The 16,336-nt window shown below is 37.8% G+C and carries 12 protein-coding genes and 1 pseudogene; 8 read left to right on the top strand and 5 right to left on the bottom strand.

What is annotated here, in order from left to right:
- The first annotated feature begins 729 nt into the window (after window positions 1-729).
- From F981_RS19580 to F981_RS19550, 7 genes and pseudogenes are all read left to right on the top strand, one after another.
- Window positions 730-1,266 carry a Csu type fimbrial protein gene (locus tag F981_RS19580; protein ID WP_004724771.1) on the top strand — a complete coding sequence of 179 codons (537 nt, stop codon included), beginning with the start codon at window positions 730-732 and terminating at the stop codon, window positions 1,264-1,266.
- A gap of 60 nt (window positions 1,267-1,326) precedes the next feature.
- Window positions 1,327-1,881: a spore coat protein U domain-containing protein gene (locus F981_RS19575; protein WP_004722258.1), complete on the top strand. Its 555-nt coding sequence runs from the start codon at window positions 1,327-1,329 to the stop codon at window positions 1,879-1,881.
- Window positions 1,882-1,892: 11 nt separating this feature from the next.
- The gene (locus tag F981_RS19570; RefSeq protein WP_004722255.1) at window positions 1,893-2,408 is read left to right on the top strand and encodes a Csu type fimbrial protein; all 516 of its coding nucleotides are present in this window, start codon (window positions 1,893-1,895) and stop codon (window positions 2,406-2,408) included.
- 19 nt (window positions 2,409-2,427) lie between these two features.
- Entirely contained in the window at window positions 2,428-3,228 is an 801-nt protein-coding gene (locus tag F981_RS19565) for a fimbrial biogenesis chaperone (RefSeq protein ID WP_004722254.1), read from the top strand.
- On the top strand, window positions 3,229-5,760 hold the full coding sequence (locus F981_RS19560) for a fimbria/pilus outer membrane usher protein (RefSeq protein WP_004724769.1): 2,532 nt from the start codon (window positions 3,229-3,231) through the stop codon (window positions 5,758-5,760).
- On the top strand, window positions 5,757-6,776 hold the full coding sequence (locus F981_RS19555; RefSeq protein ID WP_004724768.1) for a Csu type fimbrial protein: 1,020 nt from the start codon (window positions 5,757-5,759) through the stop codon (window positions 6,774-6,776). Before F981_RS19560 ends, F981_RS19555 begins: the two co-directional genes overlap by 4 nt.
- Before the next feature lie 407 nt (window positions 6,777-7,183).
- Window positions 7,184-7,773, top strand: a pseudogene (locus F981_RS19550) (recombinase family protein).
- 791 nt (window positions 7,774-8,564) lie between these two features.
- On the opposite strand, the gene F981_RS19540 reads toward F981_RS19550, so the two are convergent.
- A complete protein-coding gene (locus F981_RS19540) occupies window positions 8,565-10,061 on the bottom strand; it encodes a CoA-acylating methylmalonate-semialdehyde dehydrogenase (RefSeq protein ID WP_004724761.1) in 1,497 nt (498 codons plus the stop codon).
- Window positions 10,062-10,091: 30 nt separating this feature from the next.
- Window positions 10,092-11,252: an iron-containing alcohol dehydrogenase gene (locus F981_RS19535; protein WP_004724759.1), complete on the bottom strand. Its 1,161-nt coding sequence runs from the start codon at window positions 11,250-11,252 to the stop codon at window positions 10,092-10,094.
- A gap of 305 nt (window positions 11,253-11,557) precedes the next feature.
- Here F981_RS19535 and F981_RS19530 point away from each other — a divergent pair, with 305 nt between their 5' ends.
- The gene (locus F981_RS19530) at window positions 11,558-12,946 is read left to right on the top strand and encodes a GntP family permease (protein WP_004724757.1); all 1,389 of its coding nucleotides are present in this window, start codon (window positions 11,558-11,560) and stop codon (window positions 12,944-12,946) included.
- A 56-nt stretch (window positions 12,947-13,002) separates the two neighbouring features.
- Here the strand turns inward: F981_RS19530 and F981_RS19525 are convergent, their stop codons facing one another.
- From F981_RS19525 to F981_RS19515, 3 genes are all read right to left on the bottom strand, one after another.
- Complete coding sequence (locus tag F981_RS19525) at window positions 13,003-13,779, bottom strand: IclR family transcriptional regulator (protein WP_004724755.1); 777 nt, start codon at window positions 13,777-13,779, stop codon at window positions 13,003-13,005.
- A 112-nt stretch (window positions 13,780-13,891) separates the two neighbouring features.
- A complete protein-coding gene (locus tag F981_RS19520; RefSeq protein WP_081401081.1) occupies window positions 13,892-15,250 on the bottom strand; it encodes an amino acid permease in 1,359 nt (452 codons plus the stop codon).
- A gap of 240 nt (window positions 15,251-15,490) precedes the next feature.
- Window positions 15,491-16,333, bottom strand: a complete 843-nt coding sequence (locus F981_RS19515) for a phytanoyl-CoA dioxygenase family protein (RefSeq protein WP_004724751.1) — start codon at window positions 16,331-16,333, stop codon at window positions 15,491-15,493.
- Window positions 16,334-16,336: the final 3 nt, after the last annotated feature.

The following is a 16,336-nucleotide window of genomic DNA, read 5'->3' as shown; positions in this document are numbered from 1 at the left end:
TGAATAAAGTCCTCGTCACTAATTTACAGCCTCATCATCGTGATTAATCTACCAATACAAAGCCATTGTGAGCAATGATTGTAAAAGACTAATTTGGGGTGCTTATTATGGTCATGGTTACTTTGTTATTACTAGTTTATTTAAAATTGGAGTTTTTGAATTAATCATCATATCTTAGATCAATTGAATGAAATGAGATGTAAAAAATTTGAAGGTAATAATTAAATATAAAAGGCGATTCTTAAATTTTTTAGGTAAAATTTAAAATATAGATAAGCCGATAAAGCATTTTTAAAAATAAGTTTATCTTTGCAATATTGAGTTTAGTCTAATATATAAAAATAAAATTTTATCAAGTAAAATTTTGAAATATAGGGTTTAATTTTGTTTTTATGAGGCTTGATCAAGATAAAATACGATATTGCCTAAGCGAAATTTTAAGTCCTTAGATTGGCATATTTAGCTTGGTGTTATTTAAAAGAAAATTAAGTTAATTTCACTTTTACTTTGTCAAATTATCAAGTGAAATGTATTTTTTGGTGTTTTAAATATAATAATAATTTAATTCCACAATTCCAATAAAATTTTAAATAAATACAGGTAGTTGAGCTTGTTTTGTGCTGCTTATTAGTTGATTTATTGAACACTTATTCATCACATGTGATTATGTAAATACTTTCACACTTCTTGTGTAAAAGTTTACGAATAATACAAATCATGGGAATTAATATGAATATTTTTACAAAACTAACACTAACTGCATTGTTGAGCACGGCTTATATCGCGACTGCACAAGCAGCTGTTACTGGTCAAGTTGATGTCAAGCTGAATGTTTCGACAGGTTGTACTGTTGAAGGTTCTACTGTTACTGGAAATATGAACCAATTTGGTACATTAGATTTCGGTAAAACTTCTGGTACTTGGACCAACGTTTTGACTGGACAAGTTGCTTCTACAGCGACAGGTGGTCATCTCGCTGTAGAATGTGATGGTGCAAACCCTGTTGACTTTACGGTTGCAATTGATGGCGGTCAACGCGCTGATCGTAGTCTTAAACATACAACTGCTGCCGACCTAGTAAACTATAACGTTTACCGTGATGCAGCACGTACCAATCCATATGTGATTAATACAGCTCAGCCTTTCACTGCTGCAGCAGGTGTAGCTCAAGAAGTTCCAATTTTTGGTGCAATTGCTGCGAACACTGGCACTGCAAAAGCACAGGGTGATTATACAGACACTTTATTGGTGACTGTTAATTTCTAATCAGTATACGTAACAGTAAACAGGTTTGTTGTTGAACAAGCCTGTTTTAGGGAGGAACGTATGCACCTGTTACTTAAACAATGCGTCGGATTGCTACTTTGTAGCATTGTTTCATCGCTCACCAGTGCTGGGCAATTGGCCGCTAAGTTAAATGTTCAACTTGAATTAGAGCCATCCTGCAAGATCAACAATGAGACCGTGAATAACGGAACCAATGGCTTGAATTTCGGGCAGCTAGACTTTGGAGAAACCACAGCTGCATTTAATCAGGTGATAGAGACCAGTTTAAGTCAGGGTTCTACATCAGGTTTGACCATTCAATGCCCTGGCAATGCTCCAATAAAAGTTACCTTTGGTGCGGGGCAACATGACAGTAAGGTACCAGCACCTTTTGGCGCAAATTATTTTCGTGCGATCAGTAATGGCACAGATTTCCTTGCCTACAACATCTTATATGGAACTGCTCGCGAAGCGTTAAGGCCTAATCAAATCATTACTTTGACCAATAATGGTCAGCCGCAAACGCTTAATCTCATGGGGCAAACTGTTAATAATGGTCGGTCAGTCTCACTTGGACAATATACCGACACTATTCCAATTACCATTGAATTTTAAAGAACAAAATCATGAAAAAAATAGGTTTAAGTGTTCTGCTGATTTCGATTGTTCAAAGTGGGTTTGCTGTTGATCCTGTAACTTCGGCAAGTTTTAAAGTTCAGGCGACCATTGAAAATGGGTGCAAACTCAGCAATGTCGAACAGTTACTTGATTTTGGTCGTCATCCTGTTGTGGCGCAGGGGCAGTTAAAAGGATCCGTCATCAATACTGCGCAAAGCTGGAATATCCAATGTACTGCACGGCTACCGGTAAAGGTGATGTTGAATGGTGGTGATCACTTTTCAAATAACTTTCGACGGATGAAACATGCCCAGCAGAATGAATTTGTACCTTATCAGCTTTATCAGGACAGTAGTTTGCAAGGTGAATATGCCAGTGGGAGTAGTTACTCACTGACACCAACCACTACTTTGAACACCGTACTGGGTTTTGCAGTTTATGCTGTTGCAGACTTGAATAATAACAATCAACCACGATCAGCTGGCCTGTATAAAGATACGGTCGCAATTACGATTACATGGTGATTCTATGAGCTTAAATAAAATGAAAATATGGTCGGGCAGGACTTTCTCTGCGGCCGCGATATTGATGATCACTTCACCGGTATTCGCACAGGCTACATTTTTAATCTGGCCAATTTATCCAAAAATTGAAGAAAATGAAAAAGCCTCTGCGGTATGGCTACAAAATACCGGTAACTCTGATGCCATGGTACAGATTCGGGTATTTAAATGGGATCAGAATCATCAGCAAGATGCTTATGCGGAGCAAACTGAGGTTATTCCAAGTCCGCCCGTAGCGAAGATCAAGGCGGGTGAAAAGCATATGTTGCGTTTGACTCGCTCAGCTGCTGTACCTGATGCAAAAGAACTTGCCTATCGAATTATTGTTGATGAACTGCCGATCAAGCTCAATCCAGAAGATGAAAAAGATGCATCGACAGTCAGCTTTCAGATGCGTTATTCCATTCCCTTGTTTAGCTATGGCAAAGGACTTGGTAGTGGTTTAACTGAAGTTTCACAAAAAACCAATGCGAAAAATCCTTTGGCTAAACCGATATTAAGTTGGTGGGTCAAGAATAATGAACAGGGCAAACCTGAACTTTATATTAAAAATACTGGTTCAAAATTTTCACGGCTTTCAGGAATTAAATTAACCCCGACTTCAGAGCAAATGGCTTTTGGCAAAACTGCCTTTGGTTATGTGTTGGCAAACAGCACCATGAAGTTTGATTTAGACAACAAACTACTCAACAGCCTGAGTGGTCAAACCAGTTTGTATGGCGTTGACAGTTCAGGGGTGAAGCAAGAATTGGTTGAGATTAAAAAAGAAGGAGGGGGGTAAATGGGTTATTTATCAGGGTTACACACCCCTTCTTTTTTATGCAAAAGCCTGACATTGATATTGGTTGCGAATATTCCATTGCTGAGCTGCAATGTCTATGCAAATGGTTTGCCACCGCCACCACGAGATGTTTCAGAAGTGAATAGCTTATTTAAGCTCTATCTGGACTTGGTGATCAATCAATATTCGACGCGACAAGTGATACCGGTCATTGTCAAAGGTGATCATTACTTTATCCAGCAATCGAAACTGGATGAGTTACAGATTAAGCTGCCTGCGGATGCACTGCAGCAACAGTCAGAAAAAAACCTGACCGATCTGGATGTATTTACTTTAGGCTTTTTGGGCAAGGCCTTGGATTGGGTCAGCCTCAATCAGATTCCCGAATTGAAGTATGAGTACAATTCAGCGCAACAGTATTTTAGTCTAGATCTTCCTGCCAGCTGGATGCCGGTGCAGATACGCGGTTTGGATTCTTGGTATCAACCTGAAACAGCGCAGTCGGGTATTGGTTTATTAAATAACTATGACTTTTATACCTACCGCCCAGAGAATGGTGGCTATAGCAGTACACTCTTTACAGAACAACGCTTTTTCTCCCCTTATGGGGTACTGAGAAATTCAGGGGTTTATAGCAAAACTGATTTTAAATCTGATGGGATTGGAAACGACTCAAATCAAGATAATGATGGCTACCGCCGCTATGACACCACTTGGCAATATGATGACCCAGTCCGGGTAGTTTCATTTTTAGCAGGCGATGTAATTACGGGAAGTAAAAACGCTTGGGGAAGTTCAGTGCGTTTAGGTGGATTGCAGTTACAGCGTAATTTTGGTACGCGTCCAGATTTGATTACCTATCCTTTACCCCAGTTTAAAGGACAAGCGGCCTTACCGAGCACCGTGGACTTATTGATTAATGGGCAGAAAGCCAATTCAACCGATGTACAATCTGGCCCTTTTATTCTAAATAATGTTCCATTTATCAATGGTAAAGGCGAGGCGGTGATTGTCACCACAGATAGTGTTGGCCGTCAGGTGGCAACCTCGGTGCCGTTTTATATTTCGAATACTTTGCTTAAACCGGGGTTATTGGATTATTCGGTGTCTATGGGACAAATCCGCGAAGATTATGGGATCAAGAACTTTGAATATGGCAAATTTGCCAGTTCAGCGGATGCGCGTTACGGGATTAACGACTGGCTCACGGCTGAAGGACGAGTTGAACTCTCCGATTCAATTCAGTTGGCTGGGCTAGGTTCAGTGCTTAAGTTGAATCGGTTTGGTGTTGTAAGTGGTTCGGCAACCCAAAGCTGGGCTGATGGAGAGCTTAATCAGTTAAATAATAACTTGAACGGAAATAAAAACTTCAAGGGAAATCAATACACGCTCGGTTATAGCTATAGCCAACAACGCTTTGGATTTAGTCTCAATCATACCCAGCGAGATCAGGATTATTATGATCTTTCACGCTTGCAATACACAGATTTGATTTCAGCCAACAGTCATAAAAGTTTGGTTGCCAATACTTATTTTGCGACAGAAAAGTCGGGTACTTTTGGGGTGGCATATATCCGAACCAAGAGCCGAGACATTGAAAATAAACTGATGAACCTGTCTTGGGCACCGGTATTACCGTCTTATATGCATGGTGCGACAGTATCGTTAAGTGCCAACCGGGATTTTGAGGAAAAAGAGTGGAGTGCTGCATTTCAGCTGTCGGTTCCATTTTCCAAAAGCAGATCCACAGCTAATCTAGGCTATAGCCAACAATCCAGTGGTGATTATTCTTATATCAACTATAACCGTAGTGCACCGTTGGACGGTGGTGTTGGTGTTGATTTAACTCGACGTTTTAATGAAAACAGTGATGACTTTAATCAGGCACGCGTCAGCTACCGTAACCAATATTTTAATACCGATGTCGGCATGTCGGGTGCCAATGACTACAACTATTGGTTTGGACTGTCAGGTTCGGTGGTGTTGATGTCAGGTAATGTCTTTGCTGCCAATCGATTGGGTGAGTCGTTTGCTTTGATTGATACCAATAAAGTTGCAGATGTTCCAGTGCATTATGAAAACAGCTTGGTGGGGCGGAGTAACGCGAAGGGCTATGTATTTGTACCGTCAGTGACCCCGTATTACGCGGCTAAATACAGTATTAACCCGATCGATTTACCTTCAAACTTTAATGCAACCCAAGTTGAAAATCGGATTGCGGCAAAACGAGGTTCAGGTGTGGTGATTGGCTTCCCAATCAAACAGTCTTATGCAGCCAATGTGTCTTTGGTACAAAGCAATGGGCAAGCGATTCCAGTAGGTGCGGTGGTACATCGTGTGGATCAAGAATCGAGTTATGTGGGGATGGACGGGATTGCTTATCTTGAAGATTTGAGTGCAGAAAATACCATTCGAGTGCAACTGCCAGATCAGAGCGTATGTGAAGCAAACTTTTCGTTGGATTTAAAACAAGCGCAACAACAGATTGCAGTGATTAAGTCGGTTGTTTGTCGTGAGGTGGCTAAACCATGATTACTTTAAAAAAAATAATACCAGCAGGTTTATTATTCTCTGGATTAATATTGATTACAACTCAGAGTCAGGCAGATTGTAGTGTTAACTCAAGTGGCAATGTGTCCATTGGTAAGGTTCCTTCCATTACTCTGGCAGAAAATGGAGTTCAATCTTCGCAATTCAGTGCAGGTTTATCCTGTAGTGGATTTAGTTTGGCTGCTTTAAATACCACTTATCTGAAATATCGGGTCGATCAGATGCCAATAAACTATATCAATAGTGTCACTGGTGAACGCCTTACGGTGAATTATTTGGATACCAATAGTAATCCAATTAATGTGGGGCAAGAAAGAGATATGAGTAGCTTTACAATTATCAATTTCTTTACGGGGCCTAATGGTGCGTTACCATTTTATGCAAAGATTAATTCTGGACAAGCTGTATCGCCTGGGATTTACCGAGCTGAAACACCATTTAAAGTCAAATGGTATTATTCTGTGCCTGCAATTGCTGTAGCTGGAATAGGATTTTATTTTTCAAGCCCTGGTTTTAATCGTGGATTTTTGGGACTCGGGTTTGATTGGGGAAGTGGTAGTGATTCTTCTCTAAATTTGAGTATTGAAGTTTTACCAGACTGCCGTATTGCGACCAATGATGTGAATTTTGGAACAGCAGCCTTTGCAGATGCCTTTACACCAGTGAAAACCTCTATGGGAATACGCTGCTCAGTCAAGACACCTTATAAAGTGAGCCTGAATGATGGTCTTTATCCACAAAATGGCAATCAACGTGCAATGAAGTCAGAAACGGGGAATAACTATATGAGTTATGAAATTTATAAAAACTCAACCACAGAACGCTGGGGAAGAAATAACGAGCAGTGGTTGAGTGATGTTGCGACTACAAATCCTGGTATTTATGATGGCAATACTCAGCAGGGTTATGCCTTCACAACAAAAATTCTGGATACAAATTCACTGAGTCTGCCTGCTGGTAAATATAGTGATACTATAACAGTACAGGTCGAATTTTAAGAGATACTCACAATAACATCATGATTTTTTATCATGATGTTAATTATAAAAAAGAATACATATAATTAAATTATTAATTTACACTATTAAAAATACCTAAGCTATATTCTTTTATTTATTTAAGTGGTTTTTTATATTAAATTCCAGTGAAGTAAATAATTATTTTTTTGAAAAATTTCTTACATTATATTATTTATTTTGTCGCTAATTTATTGTATTTGTTTGTTAAATAATTTTTTTTGCATTTCGTGTGCTTAAATTAATCATGCTATTTTTTTATAATGATTTTGATTTTATGTTTTTAAATCATTAATGGTGTTTAAAACACCAATATAATTTTCAACAGATGTTTTTTTTATTAGTATAAGATTATAATAATTGTTTTAATTATAAGAGGGTTATTTGTTGTGCGAGTCTATGCATATTTTAGAGTGGATGATTTGTCTATAAAAGACAGTAATTATGTCTCCTATATTTCAAACGCTGGTTATGAAATACCAAATAAGCGTGTGATTTTTGAAGAGGTCGAAGCAGGTATATCATTAAAATATAGAAATAAATTTATTAATTTAGTGAATTATGCGATGGAAAGTGGTGATTTATTGTTAATCAATGGAATTGATTCATTAGGTGGTAACTTTAACGAAGTAGCTTCAAGTGTAAACTTGATTTTTAAAAAAAAATTCGATTAATCTGTTTAGATTTTTCTAAAAATGAAATTGTCGGAGATCTTAAGAAATTATTTATGCATTTTTTAAAGTTATGTTCTGATTTTGAAGAGAAATCTAGTTTTTCTAAAAAGAGCATTATGAATAAAGCAAAAAAGCGTGTTGGTCGTCCTGAGATTTTAACTGATAAGCAAAAGAAAGAAGCTTTGGATAAGTTTAAAAAAGGCCATACGGTTTATTCAATTGCTAAGCATTACTCAGTTACTCGAACAGTCATTCAACGTTTAATTTTAAAATCTTCTGACGTCATTAATAGTGATGAAAAGTAAATGAGGAGTATAAAACTTTAAAAAAATCATATAAGTAGATTTGCAATTGCGCAAAAAAGATCTGATTTCAACAAAACAATTATTGTCCAATTGGTTTATGTGTTGCGACAAGTAAATCCCAAAAAAGCAAAAAATTTGATGAGTCATTATAGTATTGAAATAAAGTCGATAAATGGTTTGATCAGCTATAGGGTTCAAGGGATTAAACATGAGGGAAAAATGATTATCTTTTTATATGGTTCTGATTTATATTTTTTGGATCTAGATAAGTCATTATTTGAACATGAATATTGATTTATTTGTGGTGTGATAAAGTATATGGTTATAGTTGATTTGTTTGTTGCCTAAAAATAAAATTTAAGATTTTTTTTGATATCATATTGGTTTTTTATTATTAATGTGTTTTAAAGTTTATTTTAAATAAATCAATTTTTAATTAATTTTTTATAATGTGAGGGTTTGATTTTATAAATTTTTAAATATTATTATTGAGTTGTTGTATGTTTTTTTAATTAAAGGTTTCTTGATTTAATGATGCATAGAAGGAGTGTGGGCTGTTTGTATTTTGAATTTGGTGAATTGTATTTAAAGGATTAAAATATTTGTTAAATTTAAAATATTTTTATTAAAATAATATTTGTATGTGGTTTAGAAAGTTACAAGCTCAATTTAAAATTTAAATGTCAAAACATTTGGGAAGTATCCAAGATAGGGTTGAATACTTCCCAACATAGTCAGAGCCGCTTTATCAATAAGCAGTCTAAATTTGAACCATCTTAATTTGAATAGTCCTAATTTAAAGTCGGCATTGAAAATTGTTTGTTTTCTCGGATGTTGGCAGAAGGCCAGCGTTGAGTAATGGTTTTTCGACGTGTATAAAAACGTACACCATCTGGACCATACGCATACAAATCGCCAAAGAGTGAACGTTTCCAACCACCAAAACTATGATAAGCGACAGGTACAGGCAAAGGAACATTGATACCCACCATACCTACTTTAATATGATCAGAAAAATAACGTGCTGCTTCTCCATCACGGGTATAGATGCATGTTCCATTACCATACTCGTGGTTATCAATCAGATCCATGGCTTGTTGCATGGACTCTACCCGCATAATTTGTAAGACTGGGCCAAAAATTTCCTGCTGGTAGCTGTGCATATTCGGGGTAACTTGATCAATTAAAGTGGGCCCCACAAAAAAGCCATTTTGAAAATCGCCAACGCTTACTTGTCTGCCATCCACAACAATTTTTGCACCTTGTTGCTCCGCACTGTCAATAAAACCAATCACTTTAGCTTTATGTTCAGCCGTAATCACAGGTCCAAAATCATTATTTTTATCAGCATAATGCCCGAATTTTAATTTACTGATTTCATTTTGAAGTTTAGCAATGACGGTATCTGCAATTTCGTCACCGACTGCAACCGCAACAGAAAGCGCCATACACCGTTCACCTGAGGAACCAAAAGCAGCACCAAGGAGGGAATTCACCACATTATCAACATCTGCATCGGGCATGATAATGGCGTGATTTTTTGCCCCACCTAAAGCTTGACAGCGTTTGCCGGCAGCTGTGGCCGTTTTATAAATATATTCAGCAATTGGTGTTGAGCCTACAAAACTAACCGCTTGAATACGCTGATCATTTAAAAGTGTATCTACTGCAACTTTATCGCCATTGACCAGATTAAAGACACCATCAGGAAGTCCTGCTTCTTTTAATAATTGAGCAATATATAATGTTGAAGATGGATCACGCTCAGAAGGTTTTAAAATAAAGCAGTTGCCACAGACAATTGCCATTGGGAACATCCAAAGTGGCACCATCACAGGAAAGTTAAATGGGGTAATCCCTGCAACGACACCTAAAGGTTGAAATTCACTCCAAGAGTCAATATTCGGTCCAACATTTTTGGAGAATTCACCTTTTAAAAATTCGGGTGCACCGCAAGCATATTCAACATTTTCAATCCCGCGCTGTAATTCCCCAGCTGCATCATGGCAAATTTTACCGTGTTCTAAACCAATCAGCTCACAGATTTTATCGGCATTTTTTTCCAGCAACTCTTTAAACTTAAACATGACTCGCGCACGTTTGATCACTGGCGTATCACGCCATGCCGGAAAGGCATTTTCTGCTGCTGCTATTGCATCAAGTACCGTTTTTTGGCTGGCAATGGCCACTTGAGAATTTGATTCACCTGTTGCTGGATTAAATACTTTTTGGCTACGACTCGCTTTTGTTGAAAGTTGTCCATTAATAAAATGCCCGATTGTATTCATTGAGATCTCCTGATTTATTTTGGTTAAAAATTAAGACCATAATTGCTGATAAAGTTTTACGATTTCTTCTTTGGTTGGAAGACGAGAGTTATTACTTGGTGAGCCTGAAGCAAGTGCTTGTTCTGCCATAGTATTTACAACTTCGTCAAAATATTGCTTATCTGCTCCAAAAGCTTCTAAAGTTGGCACTTGAAGGGATGTATTAATGTCTTTTAATGCTTCAATTAACTTGGCATTGGCAGATTCAATAGAATCATTTTGCTGCGCTGCCCCCATGGCCTTGGCACAGTTCGCATATTTTTCAGGTTCAGCTGGAATTGAATATTCAATAATCATGGGCAATAACATGGCATTCGATAAACCATGCGGGACATGGAAAAACGCGCCAATAGGCCGACTCATGCCATGAACTAAGGCAACAGATGCATTATTAAAAGCCACACCAGCCAATGTTGCACCCAGCATCAATGCTTCTCGGGCAGCTTCATCATTTGGATCAAAATAGACTTTTTTAAGGTTTGGGCCAATTAAGCGCATGGCTTCCAATGCTTGAGTATCGCTATATAGATTGGCTTTTTTGCTGGTATAGGCTTCAATCGCATGGGTTAAAGCATCTATACCCGTATCTGCTGTGGTACGGGCAGGTAAACTCAACGTTAGTTCATAATCCACAATCGCAGCAATGGGCATAAAGCCAGCACCGACACAGAGCATTTTTTCATTACTTTCATCATCAGTAATGATCGTGAATTTGGTTGCTTCAGAACCTGTGCCTGCTGTTGTTGGAACGGCAATAATTGGTAAGCCCTGTTCATTGACTTGTCTAGGGAACTTATAATCTCGGATTTTTCCACCATAGCGACCTAAGATGCCAATGGCTTTTGCACTGTCAATTGGACTGCCACCACCCACAGCGATAATTGAATCATATCGATGTGCTTGAATAAACTGAACCCCAGCTTCAATAGAACTTGAGGTGGGTTCTGGAATGGTTTGGTCAAAAAAGTCTGCTTCAATATTTTCATGTTTAAGAATCTTTTGAATATCCGCGATATAGCCTAACTTCACCATCATTTGATCAGTGATGATCAGTGGTTTATTACAGCCTAAGCTTTTTAAAATATGCGGAATTTTCTCACGTGCATTTTTTCCGACTTCAAGAAATCTGGGCAACAAAATCGTATGTGACATAAGCGAACTCCATTTTAGTTTCATTCCATTTACATGCATTTTGTATTTAAAAAAAGACCAAGTTGCATGCTGTAAATTAGCTTTATAATATTTGTATATTGATATGTATCGTATCAATATAAAATTATATGTAAACAGGTTTTTTATTAATTTTATTTAAATAAAATTATTTATTGATAAATAACAATAATTTGATCTGTTTTTTAAAGTGAAAAAGAATTTTGTCTAGATTCATCATTAAAAATTAGCTATACATATATAACGATACATTATGTATCAATATAATTAAATAAATGGAGTTTAGAATGATAGGACTATTTGGAATAGTAGTGTCCTTGGTATTGCTCATGTATTTAGCTTACAAAGGTTTTAGTGTCATTATTTTGGCGCCTGTACTCTCACTGTTTGCGGTCATTTGGAGTGGGATGACGCATGAATTATTAGGGTTTTATTCGCAAGTATTTATGAGTGGTCTAGGTGGGTACATCATTAAATATTTTCCACTTTTTCTGTTAGGCGCTGTCTTTGGCAAACTCATGGATGACAGTGGATCAGCTCGCACAATCGCAATTTTTTTTGTTGAACGCTTAGGGCATCATCGCGCGATGTTATCTATTGTGATTTCCTGTGCAATCTTAACCTATGGCGGTGTCTCACTTTTTGTAGTGGGTTTTGCTGTATTTCCAATTGCTTCAGCATTATTTAAAGAATTGGCTATTCCTAAACGACTCATTCCTGCGGCAATTATGTTGGGTGCATTAACCTTTACAATGACCGCATTGCCTGGTACGCCTGCGATTCAAAACGCAATTCCAATGCCATATTTTAAAACAGATCTATATGCTGCACCTGTACTTGGCATCATTGCCTCTATTTTTATGTTAATCACGGGGATGTGGTGGCTGAATAGAAGAGTTGAACATTCGATAAAACAAGGCGAAGGTTATGGTAATCATATTGAACATCATAAAGAAATTTTAACCCATTCAGATCCTAGCCTACTGATTGCAATGATCCCGATTGTATTGGTGATTTTATCGAATTTAATATTATCTAAAGTGATTTTTCCAAGTATGGATACTTCATATTTGGCCACGGCTCAATTTGGTCACACCAGTCTAAATTCTGTGATTGGTTTATGGTCGATCATTACAGCATTGGTGATCGCATGTGTTGCCATTATTGCGCTCAATTGGAAACGGATTAATGATATTCGAGACAGTATTCAAAATGGTGTTTCTTCTTCATTTTTACCTATTTTTAATACCGCCTCAGAAGTTGGATATGGGTCAGTTATTGCATCATTAGCGGGTTTTGTCATTTTAAAAGATTTTTTAGTTGGTTTAGCGCCAAGTAATCCGCTGGTTTCCGAAGCAATTTTGGTCAATGTACTGGCTGGGATTACAGGTTCTGCGTCTGGAGGTTTGAGTATCGCATTAAATACGATGGGTGAAACCTATATGAATCTGGCGCATGAATTTGGCATTTCACCTGAATTGATGCACAGAGTTGCTTCTATGGCTTCTGGATCTTTAGATTCACTTCCTCATAACGGCGCTGTAATTACCATTATTGCACTTTGTGGTCTCACGCATAAACAGTCTTATTACGACATGTTTGTGGTCGCAGTTATTTTTCCACTACTTGCGTTGATTGGAGTGATTACACTTGGAACATATTTTGGATCATTTTAAGACTTGAGTTTTTAAAGCTAGAGACTTGGGTATTCTAAGTCGCTAGCTTTTATTATTTAATCGATTGAATTTTTTATATAGATGTTTAAATCATTGGCTGCATCTCTTAATGCATCTTGATAGCTGATTAAGTCATCTAAGGATTTTCGAATACTTGGCGCATGGGTATATAAGCAGGCAATGATTTCACCATTGGGGTGGAGTATAGGCACTGAACAGGCCACCATCCCTGCGATAAACTCTTCATTATCGGTGCCTAAATTTGTTACGCCAATACGCTGAATTTCAGATTCCAGCAAATTAAGATCTGTAATGGTGTTTTTGGTGTACTGGGTGATTGGAATATTTTTTAGAATATTTTTCCTTTTTTCTGCGGATAAATGGCTTAAAAAAAGTTTGCCACTTGATGTACACCAGACAGGCACTGTTGAACCGACGGGTAAATATACCTGTAATGGCCAGTTCGTCTGTATACGATCCACATACAGCATATGATTATCTTGTAGGATTGCTATACCACAGGTTTCGCCAATCTTATTTGACAGTTTTTCTAAAATAGAAAACCGTTCAATTCTAAATTTTTCATTTTCCCAAACATTAAATAATAGTTGTTTGACTCTTCCACCCACCAACAAGCCACCATGTAAATCTACTTTGACATAACCTTCTTTTTCTAATAGTTGGATGAGTCGATGAATACTGGGCTTTGGAATATCAAGGGCTAAAGAGAGATCAAGTGGGGAAGGGGGATGTTTTGCTTCACCAATGGCTTCTAAAATCTCAAGTACTCGTGTGATCGATGAACCTTTATTTCGTTTTGTATCTTGTGTCATAAAATTTTCCAAAAGACCCTGCTTCATTCATACCCACTTGAGCTTATGGATATTAACATTTGAATGTTATAGATATGAAATGTCAACAGATCCTAAATAAGCCTTTAAAATACTAACGTGATTTATTCCAACTCAAAATTTTAAATAATCCAAACATCACAATAATCCAGATTGGAATCAAAATGACCGATTCTTTAAAGTTTTGCACCCACATGATATATAGGATCATACTGATAAAAACTAAAACAATATAATTACTTACAGGTGAAAACAATGAGGGGAATTTTACCCTTGTCCCTTCCAGCTTTTTAGCACGTTTAAATTTTAAATGGGTAAAACTAATCAGTGCCCAGTTTAAAACCAGAGCAGCAACAGCCAAATACATCAGATGACTTAATGCTTCTTCAGGCACAAAATAATTTAGTAACACGCAACCAAAAATTAGGATAGAAGAGAAGATCACCGCAGTGATGGGTACACCTTGTTTGCTGACTTTTGCAAACATCTTCGGTGCATTGCCTTGTACTGCAAGCCCATACAGCATACGACTATTGGCATACATACCACTGTTATATACCGAAAGCGCGGCAGTTAGAATAATAAAATTGAGTAAATGTGCTGCCCAACCTAAGCCCAGTTGGCTGAAAATCATTACAAAGGGACTTTTATCTAAACCGCCAAGATCAAGTTGATTCCATGGAATTAAGGACATGATGATGGCAAGAGAAGCCACATAAAAAACCAAAATACGGAAAATCACGCGATTGACTGCTTGTGGTATGCTTTTTTCAGGGTTTTCTGCTTCGGCAGCCGTCATCCCAATCAATTCAATGCCGCCAAATGCAAACATTAAAAAGGCCAGCATATAAAACAACCCTGAAAAACCATGTGGGAAAAATCCACCATGTTGCCAGAGGTTTGCCACAGTTGCAGTTGAATCAGCACCTGCTGTGAGCAAAAGATATAAACCAAATACAATCATCGAAATTACAGCAGCAACTTTGATAATGGCTAACCAAAATTCTGATTCACCATAAAATTTAACATTGCCCAGATTAAAACCAGTCACGATGACAAAGAAAAATAAAGCGGAGACCCAAGCGGGAATAAGCGGCCACCAATAATGCACATATTTAGCCACCGCTGTAAGTTCAGTCATGGCGACTAAAATATACATTACCCAGTAATTCCAGCCAGATAAAAAGCCAGGAAATTTTCCCCAATATTTTTGTGAAAAATAACTGAATGAACCTGCAACAGGTTCTTCTACAATCATTTCACCCATTTGGCGCATGATTAAAAAGGCAATCAAACCGACGATGGCATAGCCTAAAATAATCGAAGGACCAGCAGATTGGATGACTTGTGCAGAACCTAAAAATAATCCTGTACCCACAGCGCCACCCATAGCGATCAATTGGATATGACGATTTTTAAGTCCACGTTTTAATTGGGAAGATGAGCGATTCAAAATATGCTGTGCTGAATAAAAGAAGCCATTGTAATAGATTGGCTATAGATAACCTAGTTTGAAAACGATGTTGTTGAGGCAATTTTAAAAGATATTGAACACTGGGATATTAGAACGCTTCCATCTATTAAAATATGATCATATTGAGTGAATCACATTACTATTGAAAGAGCCTTCTCGCTTTGGGAGAAGGCTAGGATGAGGGGTATCTATGCTTATAAAAAGACTTATAAAACAATCCTATTCAGATTGTTCTAATGTACGCAGTGGGTGCATACCCTCAACCATACCCATAAATGGTGGGTAAATTGAGTAACCAACCAAGGCTTGAAGTTCTGGTGAAATCGACCGTACCGTATCTTTGGAAAGTTCAAGTAAATAGTTTTCTTGTTGTCGTACATAGGCTTCACAGTACTGATGAGTAATCGCAAAGCGTGAGGATTTCGAATGATTTTGACCACCACCATGCCAAGTCGTACCGAGGAAAAAGATCACTGAACCTGCAGGCATCACTGCGGGTAACGCTTCTGATCTTTGTGCAAATCGATCATCTCCCCAGTGATGGCTGCCAGGAATAATTACTGTTGCACCATTGTCTTCGGTAAAATCATCAATTGCCCAGACGGTTGCAGCACCAAGTGGCTGACGAGGGCGGGGGAGGCGATAAAAAGCATCATCATAATGCAGACTTTGAGCGATTTCACCTGAAAGTATATTGATGATTTGACTCTGAGAGAGCAGGAAGTTGGGTTGAAACAGACGATCCATAAGACCAAGAATGTGAGGATGTACCGCAAGTTGATCAGTGATTCGCGTTTTTGAGAGAACGTTATAGACGCGCTGTGTTTGCTGCCCTTCAAACGGATTGCGTCCAGTTTGGTCGAGTAAGGCAATGCCTTCTTGCTTAATCTGCTTGCAGGATTCTTTGCTGATCAGGTTGTTGATGATGACATAACCATCACGCATTAAGGTTTGGAAATCTCGTTCGATTTCTGGCGTATTTCGCTCAGGCCCTGGTTGTAATTGTCGATGGGTCTTTGCGTGATCTTTTTTATTATATTGACGAATATCTAATTTAGACATTGA

The organism is Acinetobacter guillouiae CIP 63.46 (assembly GCF_000368145.1).
In the GTDB taxonomy this organism is placed as follows: Bacteria; Pseudomonadota; Gammaproteobacteria; order Pseudomonadales; family Moraxellaceae; genus Acinetobacter; species Acinetobacter guillouiae.
This window is presented reverse-complemented; position numbering and strand designations above follow the sequence as displayed.